This is a genomic window from Gorillibacterium timonense (assembly GCF_001457415.1).
Lineage (GTDB): Bacteria > Bacillota > Bacilli > Paenibacillales > NBRC-103111 > Gorillibacterium > Gorillibacterium timonense.
The window spans coordinates 406502-425106 of sequence record NZ_LN881724.1; the positions used below are offsets into that span (position 1 = coordinate 406502).

Annotated in this window: 16 protein-coding genes; all 16 read left to right on the forward strand. The window is 51.4% G+C overall.

The annotated features are described in order from the left end of the window. Positions 1–69 precede the first annotated feature (69 nt). A complete protein-coding gene (locus BN2684_RS14540; RefSeq protein ID WP_058302895.1) occupies positions 70–966 on the forward strand; it encodes an ABC transporter permease in 897 nt (298 codons plus the stop codon). A 12-nt stretch (positions 967–978) separates the two neighbouring features. Next, positions 979–1857, forward strand: a complete 879-nt coding sequence (locus BN2684_RS14545) for a carbohydrate ABC transporter permease (RefSeq protein ID WP_058302896.1) — start codon at positions 979–981, stop codon at positions 1855–1857. Between the two features lie 49 nt (positions 1858–1906). Then, on the forward strand, positions 1907–3661 hold the full coding sequence (locus BN2684_RS14550) for a sensor histidine kinase (protein WP_058302897.1): 1755 nt from the start codon (positions 1907–1909) through the stop codon (positions 3659–3661). 2 nt (positions 3662–3663) lie between these two features. Continuing rightward, the gene (locus BN2684_RS14555; RefSeq protein ID WP_058302898.1) at positions 3664–5280 is read left to right on the forward strand and encodes a response regulator transcription factor; all 1617 of its coding nucleotides are present in this window, start codon (positions 3664–3666) and stop codon (positions 5278–5280) included. Between the two features lie 379 nt (positions 5281–5659). After that, positions 5660–6355: a VanR-ABDEGLN family response regulator transcription factor gene (gene vanR / locus BN2684_RS14560; RefSeq protein WP_058302899.1), complete on the forward strand. Its 696-nt coding sequence runs from the start codon at positions 5660–5662 to the stop codon at positions 6353–6355. Next, positions 6333–7490, forward strand: a complete 1158-nt coding sequence (gene vanS / locus BN2684_RS14565; protein ID WP_187385776.1) for a vancomycin resistance histidine kinase VanS — start codon at positions 6333–6335, stop codon at positions 7488–7490. The genes vanR and vanS overlap by 23 nt, the downstream gene beginning before the upstream one ends. Before the next feature lie 114 nt (positions 7491–7604). Then, positions 7605–10535 (forward strand): insulinase family protein, encoded by a 2931-nt coding sequence (locus BN2684_RS14570; RefSeq protein WP_058302900.1) that lies wholly within the window; start codon positions 7605–7607, stop codon positions 10533–10535. A gap of 404 nt (positions 10536–10939) precedes the next feature. Continuing rightward, positions 10940–11818, forward strand: coding sequence for a LysR family transcriptional regulator (locus tag BN2684_RS14575; protein ID WP_058302901.1), 879 nt, complete (start codon positions 10940–10942; stop codon positions 11816–11818). Between the two features lie 158 nt (positions 11819–11976). Beyond that, the gene (locus tag BN2684_RS14580) at positions 11977–12492 is read left to right on the forward strand and encodes a GNAT family N-acetyltransferase (protein ID WP_058302902.1); all 516 of its coding nucleotides are present in this window, start codon (positions 11977–11979) and stop codon (positions 12490–12492) included. 2 nt (positions 12493–12494) lie between these two features. Then, positions 12495–13349: a transporter substrate-binding domain-containing protein gene (locus BN2684_RS14585; RefSeq protein WP_058302903.1), complete on the forward strand. Its 855-nt coding sequence runs from the start codon at positions 12495–12497 to the stop codon at positions 13347–13349. 45 nt (positions 13350–13394) lie between these two features. After that, complete coding sequence (locus BN2684_RS14590) at positions 13395–14186, forward strand: amino acid ABC transporter permease (RefSeq protein ID WP_058302904.1); 792 nt, start codon at positions 13395–13397, stop codon at positions 14184–14186. Continuing rightward, entirely contained in the window at positions 14183–14893 is a 711-nt protein-coding gene (locus tag BN2684_RS14595) for an amino acid ABC transporter permease (protein WP_058302905.1), read from the forward strand. The genes BN2684_RS14590 and BN2684_RS14595 overlap by 4 nt, the downstream gene beginning before the upstream one ends. Next, the gene (locus BN2684_RS14600) at positions 14890–15642 is read left to right on the forward strand and encodes an amino acid ABC transporter ATP-binding protein (protein WP_058302906.1); all 753 of its coding nucleotides are present in this window, start codon (positions 14890–14892) and stop codon (positions 15640–15642) included. The genes BN2684_RS14595 and BN2684_RS14600 overlap by 4 nt, the downstream gene beginning before the upstream one ends. Before the next feature lie 12 nt (positions 15643–15654). Further along, complete coding sequence (locus tag BN2684_RS14605) at positions 15655–16665, forward strand: LLM class flavin-dependent oxidoreductase (protein ID WP_058302907.1); 1011 nt, start codon at positions 15655–15657, stop codon at positions 16663–16665. A gap of 72 nt (positions 16666–16737) precedes the next feature. Then, on the forward strand, positions 16738–17943 hold the full coding sequence (locus tag BN2684_RS14610; RefSeq protein WP_082651983.1) for an amidohydrolase: 1206 nt from the start codon (positions 16738–16740) through the stop codon (positions 17941–17943). Positions 17944–18097: 154 nt separating this feature from the next. Beyond that, on the forward strand, positions 18098–18592 hold the full coding sequence (locus tag BN2684_RS14615; RefSeq protein ID WP_058302908.1) for a DinB family protein: 495 nt from the start codon (positions 18098–18100) through the stop codon (positions 18590–18592). Positions 18593–18605 lie beyond the last annotated feature (13 nt).

An 18605-nucleotide genomic window follows, 5' to 3' on the forward strand; every position in this document is an offset into this window, starting at 1 on the left:
GCAAACGGAGGAGAGGGCAGCCTTGGCTTGCTCCTCCTCCATTTTTCCGAGGAAAGGAAGAGTGGAGTAATGGCATCATATTGGAAGAAGACTTGGCCGTTTCATGTGTTGTTGCTGCCGGCACTAGCTTTGATCATCCTGTTTCAATATATCCCCATGTTTGGGGTCGTCATCGCTTTCCAAGACTATGAGCCATGGCTCGGGATCAAAGGCTCGCCTTGGGTTGGTTTAGACCATTTCAAGTATCTGTTCACGTATCCGGATTCCAAGCAGGTCATATGGAACACGCTGATCATTGCTGGCTTCAAATTGACTGTAAACTTGATTGTCCCGATCATATTCGCTCTCTTGCTCAATGAAGTTGGGAAGACGGTTTTTAAGAGAGCGGTGCAGACGCTTGTTTATATGCCTCACTTCTTGTCATGGGTTGTTCTGGGCGGTATTCTGATCGATATTCTGTCGACGGAGGGCGGCATCGTTAATCGGCTATTAAATTCGTTCGGCATCCCGAGCATCTTTTTCCTAGGTGACGGACAATGGTTCCGGTTTACCGTCGTTCTGACCGATGTATGGAAGGAATTCGGTTTCTCCGCGATAATTTTTCTGGCTACGCTGGTGGGAATCAATCCAGCCCTGTACGAAGCGGCCGAAATCGACGGAGCTTCCCGCTGGCAGCAGGTCATTTCGATCTCGGTTCCGCTTATGATGCCGATCGTCATCGTCGTTGCCACGTTGTCGCTCGGTCGGGTCTTGGATGCGGGATTCGATCAGATCTTGAATTTGTATAATCCTCTCGTGTATTCCCACGGAGATATCATTGATACATTCGTCTATCGGGTAGGCTTGAACAACGGTCAGTTCAGCTTCGGAACGGCGGTCGGACTGTTCAAGTCGGCCATCGGCTTCATCTTGATCGTGATCAGCTACCGAATGGCTTACAAACTAGCGAATTACCGGATTTTTTAAGGAGGGACGACCATGCGCTATCGCACTAAGGGGTACACCATTTTTACGATTGGGAACACGATTTTTCTTAGTTTGCTGTCGCTCATTTGCGTTCTTCCTCTTTTTCACGTGCTTGCGCTGTCGTTCAGCTCCCGGGCTGCGGCAACGGCGAACATCGTCAATTTCTGGCCGGTCGGCTTTACCACCGATGCTTATGCGAAGACGATCAGCAATGCGGCGTTCATTAAGTCACTCGGGATCGGCTTAGAGCGGACCGTGTTAGGAACCATTGTCTCGATGGGCGTCATAACGATGGCTTCCTATAGTTTATCGAAGACCAGTCACCGATTCCCGGGTCGGCAAATCTATATTTGGGTCTTCGTCTTTACGATGCTGTTCTCGGGCGGATTGATTCCCTCTTATATCCTGATTAGCAAGCTGCACTTGATCGATTCCCTTTGGTCGTTGATTCTGCCTTCGGCCGTCAGCGTATGGAATATGATTCTGATGCTCAATTTCTTCCGAACGGTTCCGCAGGATTTGGAGGAGGCCGCTTTTATCGACGGGGCCGGTCATCTGAGAGTGCTATGGAGCGTCTATCTGCCCGTATCCATGCCGTCCATTGCGACGCTGTCGCTGTTCACGATGGTGTCCCATTGGAATTCATGGTTTGACGGGATGATCTATATGTCTAATCCGGATAAGTATCCTCTTGCAACCTATTTGCACTCCATGATCGTGAGCGACAATTTATCGCGTGTGGGTGTAACGGTGGAAAGTATAACGAATTTTTCGAATCGCACCGTGAAAGCCGCTCAGATTTTTATCGGGGCGCTGCCGATTCTGCTTGTCTACCCCTTCCTGCAAAAGTATTTCGTGAAAGGAATTGTCCTTGGCTCGGTGAAATCTTAAGGAGGGGATCGGCTGCATCCCAAAATCGGATTGAATCGGGTGAGCATGAATGTTGAAATTCAGAGGCGGAACGGCTGGCAAAATGAACATTTTCACCAAAGTCATGATCGTGATCGTCCTGATGCTCATCCCGATAATTGTGATCTATAATTATTCGAATAAGACCAGTACGGATGTGGTTGAGCAGGAGCTGCTACAGATCAACTTGAATCGGATCCGGTTTTTTGTGGAGCAGATCGACGTTGAGGCGGATCGGTTATGGAGAGCCGCCTTCGTCATTGCAACCGACCCGGATGCCCTGCAGCTCCAGCTCCGACCTCCCTCCGAGCCCGATTATACCCTGCTATCTTCAAAGAGACTTCTGCTGCAGAAGCTAAGCATGCAGTCGAACTCCTTCGAATGGGTGAACGATTTCACCGTCTATTCTCCGCATTCGGATGTTGCGGTCTCAACAAATTTGAAGCAGGTTTACGATGCCGACTATTTTACGAATGTGAGTCAGCAACAATGGGATTATCGTGTCATTTCAACGGACCGGGGATCGGAAGAGACATTCGTACGAGATTTGATTATGCCTTTCGAAACGTATCCCAAACGAGTGGATCCGAATTTATTTGTGGAAGTCTCGTTTCCATCGGGCAATCTTGTGAAGATGCTCGAACGACTCATGCAAGGCAGCGTTGGACAGCCGTTCTTCTACCATTCGGGATATGAACCGATCTTGCCGAGAGGACTTGATTCGGAGTTGATTCAAGATATGGCGGATCAATTTGACAGCATCAAAGCGCATAACCCATCCGAAGGAGCGGTTAAGATCTCCCTCCTGAATGAACCGTATCTGGTCAATTACGTCATATCCAACTCTCTCGGCTGGTATTTGATCGATGTCCAACCGATGAAAAAGGTGCTCGCCCCAATCGAGCAGAGCAAGCGGATGTTTTATGCGGCCAGCTTGCTATTATTGGTGATGGGAATCGCCTCCGCGGGCCTGCTGTACCGCAACGTGCAGATCCCGATCAACGATCTGATCCGAGCGGTGAGATTGCTCCGGCGGGGCGTGTACGATCATCGAATCAAGCGCGGATCGAACAACGAGTTCCATTATTTGATCGAGCAATTTAACCTGATGTCCGAGGATATTCAGACCTTGATCAATAAAGTGTACGCCGAGCAGCTGCACGCCAAAGAGTCTTCACTCAAGCACCTGCAAGCGCAGATCAATCCGCATTTTCTGTATAATAACTTTGCCTTTATTCAAAGCATGGCACAGCTGGAGCGGACGAAATTGATCGTCGCTTTTACGCAGCATCTGAGTCGTTACTATCGGTACACGACCCGGACGGAGCAGCAATTAACCTCCCTCTCCGAAGAGATGGATTTGATTCGCAATTACTTGGAGATCCATCGGATGCAGTCCGAACGCCTGTATGTTCACGAACAGATCGAGGAAGACATGATGTCGATCGTTATGCCGAGGCTGTTGATTCAACCCCTTGTCGAGAATGCCATCGTTCATGGGATGGAGAGCAAGATCGGCAGATTCGAAATCGTTATCACCGGCAACCGGACGGAGAACGGCTGGGAGCTCTTCGTTGAAGACAATGGCGTCGGAATGCAAGAGGAGGATTTGGAAGCGTTGAGACATTCCTTGCTCATGCAGGCGAGCGTGGACCGAAGTCTTGGAATGCGTAACGTTCATGAGCGTCTCAAGCATTACTTTGGACCCTCCTCAGAGCTTCTGATTGAACATTCTTCTCTTGGCGGACTTCGCGTGGGGTTGACGATTAAGGATGGAGGCGATTGACGATGTTGGAGGTTCTGATCGTAGACGATATCCCGTCTCAGGTTGACAGCTTCGCCGCTACGATTCCGAAGGACGAACTTGGAATTGGCCGCATCCACAAAGCCTACTCCGGTAAAGAGGCATTAAAGCTCTATCAGGAACATACGATTCACATCGTCATTACGGATATCCGGATGCCCGAGATGAGCGGAATCGAATTGATTCGGGCCATCCGAGAAATGGGGCGCGGGGTCAAAATTGTCGTGATTTCGGGATACGCGGATTTCGAATATGCCCAAAGCGTAGTCCCTTATAATACGTCCGGCTATTTGATGAAGCCCGTTAATCCGGATCAGATGCGAGAGACATTAGGCAAATTAGTGGAAGAAATCGCATTTGAAAAAAAGCAGCAGCAAGAGCAGCAGCGGGATGTATACGCTTTTCGGGAAAATTTGCCCGCACTGCAAGGCGGGCTGCTGAATCGTCTGCTGTACGGGAAAGGGATCTCAAACGCGGAGCTTGAACGGAAGCTTTACCTGCTCAACCTGCCTTTCTCCCCGCAGCAGAAGGCGGGTTTATTCATCGTAAGGCTGGAAGGAAAGCTTCAAGAATACGAAAAAAAGGATAAAGAGCTTATTGAATACGCGGTTACGAATATGGCGGAGGAGCTGTTTCGGGATGCCTTTCACTTGTGGTACGGCCGCGATCATAATGAATATCTGGTTTTTCTCGTAGCAGCCAAAGAGCAGACCGACGGTCGCGAGCTGACCGTTCGAAATGCGATGGACGTCCGGGCGGCAGCGCTTAAGAAAAAGGCGGAGTCTCTCTTGAACGGCAAGATTTCCATTGTACTCGCGGAAAACTGGGCGTATTTTCCGGAGGGCGTTCCTGGCTTGTATCGATCGGTTATTGATGGAATGAGGGGGATCGAAGAGACGCAGCAAGGGGTGTTTGTGCGGATAGCAGGCAATCTCGGTCAGGTTTCGATTGGAACCTTAACGTCGCTGTATCGACCGCCTCTCTTGATTCATTTGCTCGATACGGGCAACTGGACTCAGGCGGAAGAGAAGCTTATCCAAATCTTCTCAGAACTAAAGAGTGTAAATTATCCTCCCGAGCATGCCAATGAAGCGTATTTCGCCATTGCCAGTGCCTATCAGTATGTGGCGCACAAGAAAGGAAAGCTGCTTAGCGAGTTTGGTGCATCCTCCTTCGGTCTCATGCCCGCCGCTCCCAGTCTGAAGCAATTGGAGAAGTGGGCATTCGATATGCTCCGCAGCCTTCGAGAGCAAATGGAGGATTCTTCCGAGAAGCAAAGCGGCTTAGTCGACAAGGTTCAAAAATTCATCGAGGAGAACATGAACGACGGGCTCTCGCTGCAGTCGATCGCGGCTCACATCGGCCTTCATCCCGCCTATTTGTCGAGGGTGTACCGGGCCGAAACGGGAAACAATCTGAGCGAGTACATCCATCGGTATCGGATGGAACTGGCTTCGTATTTGCTGCGCAACGGCGACAAAAAAATATACGAGATCAGTCAAATTGTCGGGTATCAGGCCGTCCCGCATTTTATTAAGCGGTTTAAAGCTTTTTCGAATATGACCCCTCAAGAGTTTCGCGATCGTACAGAGCTGTCTTGAATGGGGGGCTACCTCATAGCAGGGTTCATGTGGGGTGTGCAGTGGGATAACAATGGGACGCCGAAACCATCACTATCCACCCATACAAAAGCCTAATTCTCAGAAAGCTACGGACTGTCGGCGGTCATCGGTCTGATCCGGTCGTACTGGTTCGTCATGCGGCTGTTCAATTAGTAAGAATCCAATAGAAAAAGCTCAAGCGCCGGGTTTCCCTAACTGGTGCTTGAGCTTATTTTTTCGTTATGACCCTCACTTGTGAAGCGATGTGCAGAACCTTAATGAAATCTTAAGGTTTTGCTAAGGGAAAACCTACGAAATTGATTCGTTCACGTATTACAATAAGGATGGGAAAATAGGCTTAAAAAGGAAGAGGATGCTTTTGGCTATCACTATTTTAGTAGTGGATGACGAACAGGCGATTGCCGACTTAGTAGAAGTTTATCTGAAAGGTGAAAATTATAATGTCCTAAAATTTTATAGGGGTAAGGATGCTCTCGCTTGCATGATGAGCGAAAAAATTGACCTTGCGATTTTGGATGTCATGTTGCCTGATATCGACGGCTTTTCAATCTGTCAACGAATTCGGGAAGAGCATCATTTTCCAGTTATCATGTTAACTGCCAAAGAGGAAGGAATGGATAAAATCACCGGACTAACATTAGGTGCAGATGACTACATCACGAAACCCTTCCGTCCATTAGAGCTGATTGCCCGTGTTAAAGCGCAACTTCGGAGGTTTACCAAATACAATTCGGCAATAACGAATCGGGAAGACCACTTGATTACCGTTTCTGGCTTAGTGATAGACTTGGATACCCATGAATGCACGTTAAATGAGAAAAAGCTATCTCTCACACCTACGGAATTTTCGATTCTTTGGGTTCTCTGTTCAAATCGTGGACAGGTCGTTAGCTCGGAGGACTTGTTCCGTGAAGTTTGGGGAGATAAGTATTTCACTAACAACAATACGGTGATGGTCCATGTCCGACATCTAAGAGAAAAAATGCACGATAGCGCAGAGCATCCCAACTATATCAAAACGGTCTGGGGGGTTGGCTATAAAATCGAAAGATGATTTTGGAAAATTAAAAAGAAAGATTTTCTTGCGGGTTGTTTTCATTGCGATCGCGGCACTTTTGATTGGTATTCTCACTCAACATTTTTTGATTGACGGTCTTTTTGAGCCTTTCTTTGCAGAAAGCTTCATCCATCTGTGTCAAAACCTATTTCATATATCGTATGACGAAAGTTTGAATATGTATCAGCAGCTGTTTCGCAACAATAAGACTTTGCTGATGGCCAGCGGGATGTTTCTCTTGTTATTGCTGGTCTTTTATTACGCACTTTCGCAGATGACAAAATACTTCAACCAAGTCAGTACAGGAATGGATCAGCTTGTAGAAGTATCGGACCGTGAAATCACATTGTCACCGGAAATGGGTTATATGGCGGCCAAGCTGAATAAGATCAAGAGTATGCTTGAGAAGCGTGATCGGGACGCCAAGGAAGCAGAACAACGAAAAAACGATTTGGTTGTTTATTTGGCGCATGATATCAAAACACCACTGACCTCCATTATCGGCTATTTGAGTCTTTTGGATGAAGCACCGGATATGCCGCAAGAACAGAAAGCCAAATATGTTGGAATCACGCTTGAAAAGGCTTATCGACTGGAGCAGCTTATTCATGAATTTTTTGAAATCACAAGATTTAATCTTCAGACCATTGTCTTGAATAAAGAAAAAATTGCTTTATCCTTCATGCTTCAGCAAATGGCAGATGAGTTCTATCCAATACTGACCCTACAGCATAAGCGGGCTTCTGTTCATGTGCCTGATGGCATTATCTTGTATGGAGATGGAGATAAATTGGCTCGTGTATTCAATAACATCCTGAAAAATGCGATAGCATATAGCTATGAAAACAGTGTCATTGACATTGGTGCCAGGCAGCAGGAGAGAACTATAGGAATAACCTTCACCAACCAAGGCAATCCGATTCCCTTGGAAAAGCTTGATACGATCTTTGAAAAGTTCTACCGCTTGGATTCTTCGCGTTCCTCTCACACGGGTGGCGCAGGATTAGGCTTGGCCATTGCGAAAGAAATTGTTGCTGCTCACGGCGGTACATTAACCGTGGAAAGTAATCAGGAACATACCGTGTTTACTGTAATCCTTCCAATGTCAAATGATGAAATAAGAAAACCTTAAGAAATTCATAAAGAAGAATTCCTAAATCGCTCCTTATTCTGTGGTTGAATAAACCCGTATAGAATAAGGGGTTTTTCTATTTATGTGCAAATCATTTGATAAGAGGGTGAGATAATGGCAAGAACAAAAGTAATCGCAATTCCTCTGGTTATTCTACTGGTAACTCCGTGTCTTCCATTGAGCAGCTTTGCGGAGCGAAGTCCTATTGATGGACTCGATTTGCACAAATTAGGTTTTACGTTGGTTACAAAGCAGTACCTTACCGATCAAAAAACAACCGCCTTCTACTTAAAACACACAAAATCTGGCGCAAGCGTTTTTTACTTGGACGACGGCAAGGAGGAAATGACGTTTTCTATAGGCTTCAAGACACCGCCGGAAGACAACAAGGGGGCTAATCACGTACTAGAACACAGCTTGATGTGCGGCAGTGAAAAATACCCCTCAAAAAATCTGGCGCCTTATTTACGCAGCACATCTGTTGCGACGATGTTAAATGCTCGTACGGCGGACGACAGTACTTCCTATGTTTTCAAAACATCGAATAAAACAGACTTTTATAATCTAGCGGACGTATACATCCATGCAGTCTTAAGCCCCAGCGTCTTGACCGATGAGAATATTTTTAAACAGCAAGGGATACGCAGAGAGTATGCGAATGGAAAAGCGGGTTACAATGGGGTCGTATACAATGAACTGCGCTTAAACGACCTGCAAGGAACGGAGAGCACGATTAACTTTGTTGCTAGTAAAATGTACACAAATTTATATGGCAATACGGTCCCGGCTTTTACTAGCGGTGGTACCGTCGACGCCATTACGGATCTGACGTATTCGGATGTGATACGCGTCTACAACAAGTATTACACACCGGCCAACAGCTTTATTAGCATTTCGGGTGATCAGGATCTAAGCCGGACATTGTCTTTATTGAATTCCTATATGAAGGATTATAGCGATAAGGCTCCGGCTATTACGTGGAATTATTCAGCCCAAAAACCGAAAAACCCCATACAAAGCTATAATGTTACCAATAAAACAACGACGGTTGACATCGGGATTCTATACTCTGGTTCGCCTGTGACAGAAGCAAAGGCATCTTATGCGCGTGAAATTTTGTTGACTGTTGTTCAAAAAAGACTAGACGCCACCTACCCTACCCTTTATAGCGTGGGCGGGAACACAGGCGGAATATTCAATCTGGGTCTTATTCTTGCTGATGTTCCGGTCAGCCAAAAGGATGAGGCTATCTCCCGCTTTGGCTCCGTATTGTCCTCTTTAAAGCGGGACGGCATGGGGGCTGAGGAGCTTAACGCCGCAATTGAACAAGTTGAAAGCAACAAAAAGAATGACCCAGTTACTGAATCCTCTGATCTCGCATTAAATGGTTTTATTTATGGGGATGACCCGTTCTTGTTCCTGAATCAATCGGCAGTCTTTCGGGATTTACGAGACCATCCGTCGTATTTTTATGAAATACTCGACCGGTATTTTCTAACCAATTCCTATAAAAGCATTGTTGTGTCGGGGCAAGGCGCAAAAGCAGACGATTCAAATGAAGGAAAGATGTCGGCCAGCGAGCTTGCCAAACTAAAGGATGAAACCGAAGCTTTCAACGCTTGGGCCGAAGCTCCGGACAGTCCGGAAACGCTGGCAAAGCTTCCTCTGCTTTCTCTTGATGAGTTCAAACAAGACAAATTGGGGCATAAGTCAGGACAAACCGAAAAGCTTGAGGTAGTAAACGGCGTAAGCCATTATGCCACGCTTGATCATTCTGCTGAGACAATCAACGCTAATCTGTATTTTGAATTGCCAGCTTCGGGAGGAGATTTAAAAAACGCAGCCCTGATGACGAAATATCTAAACGACAAGCTTTCTTCTCTCGGTCTTGATCAGGTCTATTGGTCACTATCCCCTTCTGAGAACTTTTTTGATGAAAACCAGATAAACCCGCGCTTTACCCTTTCGATTTCAAGCGACAAGACGGATATTGCCGAGACGACTCGGCAAGTCGTCAGATTTTTGAAGCGAAAGGATTTGTTTTCGGCAAAAGAACTGGCAGCATTTTTGGCGCAGGAAGATAACAATAGGAAGACGTTATCCTCAACTCCATACTTAATTTCGAATGATATGTTGACCGCTTCCCAAAATCAGGCCGATCAATTCCGCGCAGCCACACTCGGGACTACCGAAACCGGTTCAATCTTTTACTTCACCTTTATCAGACAGATGCTGCAAAAACCCGGTGAGCTCAAGACGTATGCAAGCCAACTGAATACCCTTTTTGAGGATACGATAAACCGAAATGACCTGATGGTCAGCTACTATGGAGACAGTGCTGGGTACACCATTTTTAAATCCATTATTGACCCTTTCGTTGCCAAGATGAGCGGGAAAGTACGCGCGGATTACTCAGATCCATTGCAATCGGGCTACAACTCGGCCGTTGTACTGTCCGATCAACAAAATGTTAGCCATGTCATGCAAGTGGGGAATATCTACAAAAGCAGCTATCGATATTCCGGAAAAATGGAGGTGCTCGGAAAGCTGCTTACATCGAAATACTTGACTCCGGTTTTGCGCGGAAAGTTGGGTGCTTACGGTGCTAGTACGTCTTTGACAAACGGGACAATTTCCTTTGCTGTCGCGGGGATAAGCGAGATCGATGAGGCTCTGGACGTTTTCGCAGGAGCAGGTACCTATCTTCGCGATCTATCCATGACGCAAAGGGAGCTTGACAGCATAATTATTTCAACAGTTAACGAGTTTGACCAGTACTATCATGCGGATAGTTACCGTTTTGAGCAGGAGCCGCTTATTGGCTGCAGGATGGATGACTTAAAAAGAATTCGTCAGGAGATGTTGAGCACAACCGTTGATGATATAAAGAATTACGCAGGCTTCCTTGACGCCATGATTGCTCAGAAAAGTGTGTTCGCTGTCGCCAACGATGAAACGGTGGCAAAGACAACGTTCCCATTTGAATGTGCCGTTAATTCAACGAGCTTTACGGTAACGCCTCTTGAAAAGAAGACAACCCGATAAATGTGGCGCGGAATGCGGGAGGAAAACCCGATCCCTGCTTTCATTGAGATCGGTGTTTCTTACGACCTGATCCACGCAAGCGCCTCTTAAGGAGGCGCTTTTTTAACGGGACTGCAGCTTCCGATTTGGGCATAAGGCACACATTCGATAGATTCTTTTCCTGGATGTCCTCGATTTATTCGTGAAAAGAGCTTATGAGCGACTGCTATTGCCTTGACACGGTATGGAAGGCACACTATGATAAATGGAATCCTTATTAAATTAATAAGATTACAAGGAATTAAAACGAATAAGCCCCGATGGTCGGGGAGAAACGAAACGTCCGAAGCAGGAAGCTTCAGGGCGGTTTTTCTATAGGGGGCGGAGGAAGTCCATCCTCAATCCGCAAGGAGGTCGGAAGCGGCATGAACATTGAGAATCTGGAAGCGTTCGTCTACATCCATCACTACGGCAGCTTCAACAAAGCGGCGGAGGTGCTGTTCCTCTCGCAGCCGTCGGTGACGGCGCGCATCCAGACGCTGGAGCGGGAGCTGGATTGCCGGTTGTTCGACCGACTGGGCAAACAAATCGAGCTGACGGATAAGGGGAAGCGGTTTCTTCCCTTTGCACAGCAGATTTTGCAGACGATGCAGAAAGGCAAGCTCCGCTTGCAGGATCAAAGGGCGCGGTCTGACGAACTGCGCATTGGGAGTACGCTGTCGGTTTCGAACTATCTGCTTGCCGATTTGCTGCCGCAGCTCGTGCAGCACTACCCGGAGCTGACCTTCAAGCAGACGACGGCTGCCTCCGATGAGTTGGTCAAGCGGCTCCTAGAGCGGGAGATCGACATCGCGTTCGTCCGGCGGCTCACTCATCCATCCGTGCAGGCTTATCCTTTTTATGAGGACCCCATCCGGCTGTATGTGTACCGGGATCACCCCTTTGCGACAGTAGGCAAGGCGTCGATCCGAGACCTTCGGCATGAGACGCTGGTTTTCTTCGAATGCGGTTCGCTCGATTGGATGCGTCTGCATCGGGTATTTGAGAATTTGGAGTACCCGCCTCAGATCAAGTTTCACGCGGACAACAGCGAGACGGCGAAGAAGCTCGTGCTGCGCCAGGCGGGCATCTCCTTTCTGCCTGGTCTGTGCGCACGGGAGGAGGTTGAGCGGGGGGAGCTGGTGCCGATCGAGATCGAAGAAACCGCAGGCATTACCTTGCAGACCTGCGTGATCGCGCTGACGGGGGAGAACACCGAATATATCGAGGCGCTGCTTCAGTGGAAGGACAGCCTGCGGGATTGACGGGAATCCGCGCTCCCTGACGTGTATGGTAGAGAGATTCGATGGATCGATAGAGAAAGTCTATTAGAGAAATAATGTGATAAATGTTACAGTAATAACGAATAAAATCTGAGTTAACAGATATGAATTGTATTATTAGAGAAAAGGGGTGCAGATCGATGAGTGAACAATTCCGCCGAGCAAAAAGGGAAGACGCCGAACACCTGCAGGCTGTTATTCACGAAGCATACGTGCTGATTCGCGAATTGAAGCTCAATTGGCCAGCGGCGAATGCCGACGTGACCCAAGTCCGGGAGAACGTGGAGAAGAACGAATGCTATGTGCTGGAAGCAGACGGACGGATTGTGGCAACGATCACTCTATCCAAGGAAGAGGAAGTGAAGGCCGTCACCGATCTGCCGTTCATCAAATGGTTTGCCGTAGACCCGACGGAGCAAGGCAAGGGCTATGGCGACAAGCTGCTGGCCTGGGTCGAGACCGCGATCATTCGCGACCAGGTCGGGGCTCCAGCAGTTACGCTCGGAACAGCGGAAAACCACCCCTGGCTGCTCCCCATGTACGAACGAAGGGGCTATGAGAGCATCTATTCCTTCGATGCCGGCACCGGGGAAGGGCCGATGCACCTGCTTCGCAAAGTGGTGAACCCCGATTTGATCGAGATATGGAGGAACTGACAATGAACAAGAAAACCTGGATTTCTTCGACACTGCTGGTTTTGGCTCTGGTGACGGCGGGCTGCAGCTCGACTTCCGGCAGCAGCACTGGGGGAGATACGAATAGTCCGGCGGCTTCTGCAGCCGACGGCTCTGGCGAGGTCAAGAAGATTATCGTCGGAACCGGGACCGGATTCCCGAAGGTCGCATTTCTCGATGAGAGCGGGAAGCTGACCGGCTACGACGTGGAGCTCGTTCGGGAGATCGACAAGCGCCTCCCCGAATACGAATTCGAGCTCCAGACGATGGATTTCTCCAACCTGCTGCTCAGCCTGGAGACGAAGAAGATCGATTTTGTCGCTCACGAGATGGAGAAGAATCCGGAGCGTGAACAGAAGTACCTGTTCAACAAGGAGCCGTATGCGCACTGGAGAAACAAGATCGTCGTCGCGAAGGACAACAACGCGATCCAGTCGCTGGACGATCTGGCCGGCAAGAAGGTTCTGACCAGCGCAACGAGCGCCCAGGCGCAAATTCTGGAGAATTACAACAAGGACCATGACAAGAAGATCGAGGTCGTCTACCAGAGCGGGACGGCGAACGATGTGGTCAGCCAGATTACGAGCGGACGTGTCGATGCTACCTTGGCGGCGGATTTCACACTTTCCCTGATCGACCCGCAGGGCAAGCTGAAGACGGCGGGCGACAGCCTGTCCGAGGCAGATATTCTATTCGTCTTCCGCAAGGACGATGCGGATTCGCAGAAGCTGGCGGACGCCATCGATGGCGCGATCAAGGCCATTAAGGCGGACGGCACGCTCAGCAAGCTGAGCAAGGAATGGCTGGGCGATGACTTTACGCAGGACAGCACCAACTAGAGCGCTTATCGAGATGGATTTTCGCAAGGAAGGGGTGACCGCAAGATGGAGTACGGCTTCGATATCTCGTATGTGTTCGAGTTTATCCCCAAGCTGCTGCAAACCTTGAATCTCACGCTGCTGATCGTGGCAGGGGCTCTCGTCCTGGGGCTTGTAGTCGGGTTCCTGGTGGCTTTACCCCGTCTGTACAAAATTCCGGTGCTGGGACAGTTATCGATGGTCTTTGTCTCCTTCTTCCGGGGCACGCCGGTGCTGATTCAACTGTTCCTGTTCTATTACGGATTGCCGGAGATTCTGAAGCTGATCTCGATTGATGTGTCCAGACTCCCAGCCCTGTATTTTGTCATGCTGACCTTTGGTCTGAACGCCGGTGCTTACCTCTCGGAAAATATCCGGGCGGCGGTTATGGCGGTCGACCGCGGTCAAGTCGAGGCGGCTTACTCGCTCGGGATGACCGGTTACCAAGCCTTCGTTCGAATCGTGCTGCCGCAAGCGCTCGCGATTGCCGTTCCGGTCTTCTCCAATCTGGTGCTCGCGATGCTAAAAGACACATCGCTCGCGTTCACCCTCGGTGTTATGGAGATGACGGGCAAGGCGCAAACTCTCGGCACGTTGACGCAGCATTTCCTCGAAACCTATCTCGCGCTGGCTCTCATCTATCTCGTCATCTGTGCGATGCTGGAGCGGATTCTGCTCCTCGTGGAGCGGAGGCTTCAACGGCACAAGCAGCGGGAGACGGCGAACCGCCGGGGTGGGCTCCTCAGAAGCAAGCACGCTTCGCTCGGTCGCTTGACCCGTGAAGCGGCAGCAGGCTCCAAAGGAGGCGCTTGGGTATGAAGCTGGACCCGACTTTTATCTGGACGGCGTTCGTGCAGCTTTTGTCCGCTGTTCCGACAACGCTCGCCATTACCGGGGTATCGGTTCTATGCGGCTTTCTCATCGGAACGGCAACGGCCCTGTTTCGCCTGTACCGTGTTCCTGTTCTGTCTCAGATCTCGACCGGCTACGTGACGTTCATTCGGGGAACGCCGATGCTGACCCACCTGCTGCTCATCTATTTCGGCTTGCCGATGCTCGTAGACGGGCTATCTGTGGAGCTCGGACTCGGTTGGAATTCCGCGAAAATCCCGATGATTGCCTTCGCGTATCTCTCATTCTCGATCACGGCGGGAGCCTACCTGTCCGAGGTTGTCCGCTCGGGTCTGCAGGCCGTTGATCGGGGGCAGATCGAGGCGGCTTGGTCGATCGGCATGACCACTCCGCAGGCGCTGAGGCGGATTGTGTTCCCACAGGCGTTGGCTGCGAGCCTTCCCAATCTGTCTAACTCGGTCATTGGGCTTTTGCATGGCTCGACGCTTGCGTTTACCGTCTCCGTGGTCGATCTGAACGCGAAGGCCCAGATCGTGGCCGCCACCAACTGGAAGTTCTTCGAGGCTTACTTGGCGGCTGCGCTCATCTTCTGGGGATTGACGATCCTGATCGAGCGCATCACCGGACTCATCGAACGCAAAATTCACGTCTACAGCAAGGGGGGCGTCGCATGATCAAGCTGACCGGCATTCACAAAACCTTCGGCAAGCACGAGGTATTGAAGGGGATCGATCTGGAGGTAGCGAAGGGCGAGGTGGTCGCAATTCTTGGACCGAGCGGCTCGGGCAAGACGACGCTGCTTCGCTGCATCAACTACCTGGAGAAGCCTGGAGAAGGAGAGATTCGTATCGGGGACTTCGCCTTCGATGCCAAACGGCCTGGCAAGAAGGAGATTCACGAGCTGAGGCAGCGCTCGGCTATGGTCTTCCAGCAGTACAACCTGTTTGCCCACAAGACGGCGCTGGAAAATGTGATCGAGGGTCTGGTTGTGGTCAGGAGGATCAGCAAGGAGGAAGCGCTCAAGCGTGGAGTCGAGCTGTTGGAAAAGGTCGGCCTCGGCTTCAAGCTGGACGCTTATCCGAGCCAGCTCTCGGGCGGGCAGCAGCAGCGTGTCGGCATCGCACGGGCGCTTGCCATGGAGCCGGAGGTCCTTTTGCTGGATGAGCCGACCTCTGCCCTCGACCCCGAGTTGGTTGGCGAGGTGCTGGCGGTCATCCGCAAGATTGCAAGAGAAGGCATCACGATGATCATTGTCACCCATGAGATTGGCTTCGCGCAGGATGTCGCCAGCCATGTCGTCTTTATGGACGGCGGAGTCGTCGTCGAGGAGGGGAAGCCCTCCGAGCTGTTCACCCACCCGAAGGAAGAACGGACGAAGCAGTTTTTGAAGCGCATTACACCCGAATTGAGCTATTCCATCTAGGAGGCGACCGCGATGTCCATCACGTTCAGCATATTGGATCAAAGCCCGCTCTATCCGGGGGAAACGGCCGTGGAGGCACTGGCCCATACCGTCGCCCTCGCCAAAAGAGCGGAAGAGCTCGGGTATCACCGCTATTGGGTGGCGGAGCATCACGATTCCGAGCTTCTCGCTGGTTCGGCGCCGGAGGTTCTCATCTCGCACCTACTAGCCAAAACCTCGCGCATCCGCGTCGGCTCCGGCGGAGTCATGCTGCAGCACTACAGCCCGTATAAGGTGGCGGAGACCTTCCACGTGCTCTCCTCTCTGGCGCCGGGCAGAGTCGACCTCGGCGTCGGCCGCGCTCCCGGCGGGCTGCCCCGCAGCACGCAGGCGCTGCAAAAAGAGATCGCTTCGGCGCAATCACTAACGGAGAAGCTCGTGGAGCTGCGCCGCTATGTGAATCAGAAGTCCGACGCGGAGGGACCACTGGCAGGGCTCAAAGCGACGCCGATCCCGCCGATCTCCCCCGAGCTGTACCTGCTCGGCGCAAGCGCTTCGAGCAGCGAGCTGGCGGCCAGCCTCGGTCTCCCCTATGTGTTCTCCCTGTTTATCGGTGGAGACGAGGAGGAGGCGATCGCAGCGGTCCGCCAATACCGCGAGACATTCCAGGGAGCGGAGGGTGCGAGACCGGAGGTCATTCTCGCGCTGTCGGCGATCGTGGCGGATACGGATGAAGAAGCGGAGAGCTTGATTCCGCCCTACAGGCTGGTAAAGGTTCGCCTGGAGAGCGGCAAGACACTCACTCTGGCCAGTGTGGAGCAGGCGGAGGAGTTTGCTAAGCAAGCGGGTGAGCCGTACACGATCGAAGAGAAGGCTCCGCTGGTCACCGCTGGCTCCAAAGAGACGGTACGTCGCAAGCTGCTCGCTTTGCAGGAGGCAACGGGAGTCAGCGAATTCATCATCACCACGAATATCACTCCGTTCGAGAAGCGGATTCTCTCCTACGAGCTGTTAAGCGAAGCTTTTGCGGAAGTGAAGGCTTGAGAGAGAAGGTCTGGAAGCCTGAGTAACGAAGGCTTTATAGAGGCCAAAAGGTGATTCCAGGGAGATGGGGAAATGAGCAAGGAAAAAGATAACGTTCGGATTGGGAACGAAGCGAGAAAGGGGAGCAGCGATAGGACGGCTGACGGGCTGGCGGACCGTCTGACCCGGATTCGGCGGGAGCTGCATCGCTATCCGGAGCTGTCCAATGAAGAATACGAGACGACGAAGCGAATCAAGCGCTGGCTGGAGGAATCGGGCATCGCCATCGCTTCCTACCCGCTGCGAACGGGAGTCGTCGCGGAGCTTGGAGGCAAGCGGCCCGGGCCAGTCATCGCGCTGCGGGCAGATATCGACGCCCTTCCCGTGCAGGAGGAGACGGGCCTGCCGTTTGCCTCGTCCGTTCCCGGCAAGATGCATGCCTGCGGTCATGACTTTCACACCGCCGCGATGCTCGGAGCGGCCTTCCTGTTGAAGGAGCGCGAGGACGAGCTGCAAGGAACGGTTCGCTTCTTGTTTCAACCAGCGGAGGAGAAGGCGTTCGGCGCACGTCAGGTCATAGACAGCGGCGCACTGGAAGGGGTCAGCGCCGTGTTCGGCCTGCACAACAAGCCGGATCTGCCGGTCGGCACTATCGGCATCAAAGGCGGGCCGCTCATGGCGGCGGCCGATGGGTTCAAGGTTGAGGTAAAGGGAAAAGGCTCGCATGCCGCGGTTCCGGAGTCCTCGCTAGACCCGATTGTAGCCGCCGCCCACATCGTCACGGCGGTACAGTCCATTGTCAGCCGCAATGTCAGCGCGCTCGACGGAGCCGTCGTCAGTGTCACCAAGCTGAACAGCGGAACCGTGTGGAACGTCATCCCGGAATCTGCGGTGCTGGAGGGGACGATTCGCACGTTTGATGAAGTAGTTCGCGCGCGCGTGCTGGAGCGCTTCGAGCAGGTGTGCGTCAGCGTAGCCGCCGCATTCGGGACAAGCGCGAGCGTTCGCTGGATTCAGGGACCGCCTTCGGTCGTCAATGATGATGCGCTGGCAGAGCTGGCTTGGGAAGTGGCGGATCAGCTTGGGATTGCCCCGGTGGTTCCGGTTCCATCGCTTGCTGGCGAGGATTTTGCCGTTTACCAGAAGCAGATACCGGGTTTGTTCGTCTTCTTCGGCACCTCGGGACCCGAGGAGTGGCACCATCCGGCATTCGATGTGGATGAGCGTGCGCTACCGCTAGCGGCGGATTACTTCGCTGCCCTTGCGGAGCGCGCGCTGGAGGCTGTGGCGGAAGGGTAAAGCATGTTTGTGACCCAGAGCCCCATTTTATGAGATGGGGATTTAACAAGAAGTAGATACAAAATGGCGGATAGCTTGATTTCGGAGCGAAATAACCTGCAGAAGAACAATAAGTAAAGGCCTTAGCATCTATAACAGTCAGGAGGAAGACGAGATGAGCGACATCGACATTCAAGCCTATCGGGACACGCATCACTTGCTGGTGGAGGCGGTTGCTGGGTTGAGCGAGGAAGAGCTGACGTGGAAGGAGAGCCCCGTTAAATGGAGCGTCACCGAGGTGCTCGCCCATCTGGCCGATCACAGCATCGCCGTCTCGTTTCGGATTCGCGACATTTTGGCGGATACGACGGCTCAGCTTCCTGCGTTCAACCAAGACAAGTGGGTAGCCGGACAGCGAGCGAATGAGAGCAGCGTCACGGATGCTCTGCACGTATTCCAGGCGCTTCTTGTCTATAACAGCCTGCTCTTTGGCCGACTGAGCGAAGCCGAACTGAACAAGAGCGGCATCAATTTCAAAGGCGAGACTGTGCGAGTCCGCGACATCATTGCTGGATTTACGAAGCATGTCCACATCCACTTGGCTCAAATAAATCGTATCAAACAGTCGTACCGTAATCGCTTGACAGCAGCCGGCACCGAGCCGGCGTAAAGGGGGAATCACT

Coding starts and splice junctions, on each gene's coding strand:
- BN2684_RS14540 (WP_058302895.1), top strand. CDS start 70: ATGGCATCATATTGGAAGAAGACTTGGCCGTTTCATGTGTTGTTGCTG.
- BN2684_RS14545 (WP_058302896.1), top strand. CDS start 979: ATGCGCTATCGCACTAAGGGGTACACCATTTTTACGATTGGGAACACG.
- BN2684_RS14550 (WP_058302897.1), top strand. CDS start 1,907: ATGTTGAAATTCAGAGGCGGAACGGCTGGCAAAATGAACATTTTCACC.
- BN2684_RS14555 (WP_058302898.1), top strand. CDS start 3,664: ATGTTGGAGGTTCTGATCGTAGACGATATCCCGTCTCAGGTTGACAGC.
- BN2684_RS14570 (WP_058302900.1), top strand. CDS start 7,605: ATGGCAAGAACAAAAGTAATCGCAATTCCTCTGGTTATTCTACTGGTA.
- BN2684_RS14575 (WP_058302901.1), top strand. CDS start 10,940: ATGAACATTGAGAATCTGGAAGCGTTCGTCTACATCCATCACTACGGC.
- BN2684_RS14580 (WP_058302902.1), top strand. CDS start 11,977: ATGAGTGAACAATTCCGCCGAGCAAAAAGGGAAGACGCCGAACACCTG.
- BN2684_RS14585 (WP_058302903.1), top strand. CDS start 12,495: ATGAACAAGAAAACCTGGATTTCTTCGACACTGCTGGTTTTGGCTCTG.
- BN2684_RS14590 (WP_058302904.1), top strand. CDS start 13,395: ATGGAGTACGGCTTCGATATCTCGTATGTGTTCGAGTTTATCCCCAAG.
- BN2684_RS14595 (WP_058302905.1), top strand. CDS start 14,183: ATGAAGCTGGACCCGACTTTTATCTGGACGGCGTTCGTGCAGCTTTTG.
- BN2684_RS14600 (WP_058302906.1), top strand. CDS start 14,890: ATGATCAAGCTGACCGGCATTCACAAAACCTTCGGCAAGCACGAGGTA.
- BN2684_RS14605 (WP_058302907.1), top strand. CDS start 15,655: ATGTCCATCACGTTCAGCATATTGGATCAAAGCCCGCTCTATCCGGGG.
- BN2684_RS14610 (WP_082651983.1), top strand. CDS start 16,738: ATGAGCAAGGAAAAAGATAACGTTCGGATTGGGAACGAAGCGAGAAAG.
- BN2684_RS14615 (WP_058302908.1), top strand. CDS start 18,098: ATGAGCGACATCGACATTCAAGCCTATCGGGACACGCATCACTTGCTG.